We start from the raw sequence: 1,303 nt of genomic DNA on the forward strand, positions 1-1,303 counted from the left end.
AAAAAGCTAATAACTTAATTTCAGTTTTTATATTTCACTACAACTTTATAAGACCTCATGGTTCCTTGAATAATTGTACTCCTGCGGAGGTATCTAGTCTTACAGTTAGTGACTCAAATAAATCCTCTTAGTTTGTTGCAGCATAATCTTAGTTTAATATCTTTGATTAAACTACAAAAATCCATTTTATTGTAGGTCTATTTGCTACGCAATAAATTATTCAAACTTATATAATTTTCAAGGTGCGAGTAATTCTACAAAATATTAAGCTATTTTTTCATAGCAGCTTAACAGAATCTTACTAAAACCAATATAGTACAATTATACAGGAATGTATATATAAGTTCAATATGTGCCTTAATACTGAGAAGATTAAAACATGAACTTTAAAAGAGCTTTATTATATAATATAAATATTAGAAAAGAGGTGATGTGATTGATGAAAATACTATATTCTATTAGGTCAATTATTACAATTGACAAATATAAAATAGGATATAGTTAATTATGAAAAGAATTAATAAAAAACAAGTAGCAGAAGTATTGAGAGTACATACTAAAAGTTTATCAAGATGGGATAATGAAAAAATAAAATATGAATTGTCTAAAGTGTGTTATAAGGTGACTAATATAGTTAAAGAGGATAGATGTGTTTATTTTTATGTTGAATACAAAGGATATTATCAGAGTAATGATGAACATTTAGAAGAGGTATTCAAAGTAAAGAATATTCAAGATTTTAAAATTTATGCTAAAAGAAAAGCTCGGAGTATAGAAAAAAAGAAATAATAACTAAAAAAGAGTTATGCAATAAAATTAACATTGAAGGAAGAACAAGCAAGAGATATGAAAAAAAATTAATAGAAAATGGTGTGTTTCAGAGGTTAGATGATGAGATTTATATATGTGTCAATAAGGAAACTAAAAAAAGAGTTTTAGTTAATAGGGAGGCATATAATAATTTTTGAAGAAAGGATTCTTTGATTAAAAACGAATTGAAGTCATTAGCTAAAAGATATGCTAAGAAGGAATTTTCTTTAGATGATTATAATTATTTGAGGGATGTTATAATGTCAAAATCAAATAGTATAAATAATTATTATAAGGTAAACAAGCTAGTTATTAAATATGATAATTATTTATATAATATGTTAATGGAAGAGGATGAAAAATCCTCTTCTTTTTTGGTGTGCCCAGCATGGGTTTAATCTTAAGGGTGTAAGTCCCTAACACGACCTAGTAGTGGTAAGTGTATAGCTTAAGACAAGGGTGTCCACCGTGAGGTGGAATCTGAAGGAAGTCG

General features: G+C 26.6%; 3 protein-coding genes. All 3 read left to right on the top strand.

The features are described from left to right. Positions 1-131, top strand: a 131-nt coding sequence (locus BUA48_RS15435) for an integrase core domain-containing protein (protein WP_143147739.1), incomplete at its 5' end; no start/stop codon positions are given. 376 nt (positions 132-507) lie between these two features. Further along, positions 508-789: a hypothetical protein gene (locus BUA48_RS15220; RefSeq protein ID WP_072832890.1), complete on the top strand. Its 282-nt coding sequence runs from the start codon at positions 508-510 to the stop codon at positions 787-789. A gap of 191 nt (positions 790-980) precedes the next feature. Beyond that, entirely contained in the window at positions 981-1,208 is a 228-nt protein-coding gene (locus tag BUA48_RS15225) for a hypothetical protein (protein ID WP_072832891.1), read from the top strand. The last annotated feature ends 95 nt before the right edge of the window (positions 1,209-1,303 follow it).

It is taken from the genome of Clostridium collagenovorans DSM 3089, from assembly GCF_900130005.1.
Classification (GTDB): domain Bacteria; phylum Bacillota; class Clostridia; order Clostridiales; family Clostridiaceae; genus Clostridium_D; species Clostridium_D collagenovorans.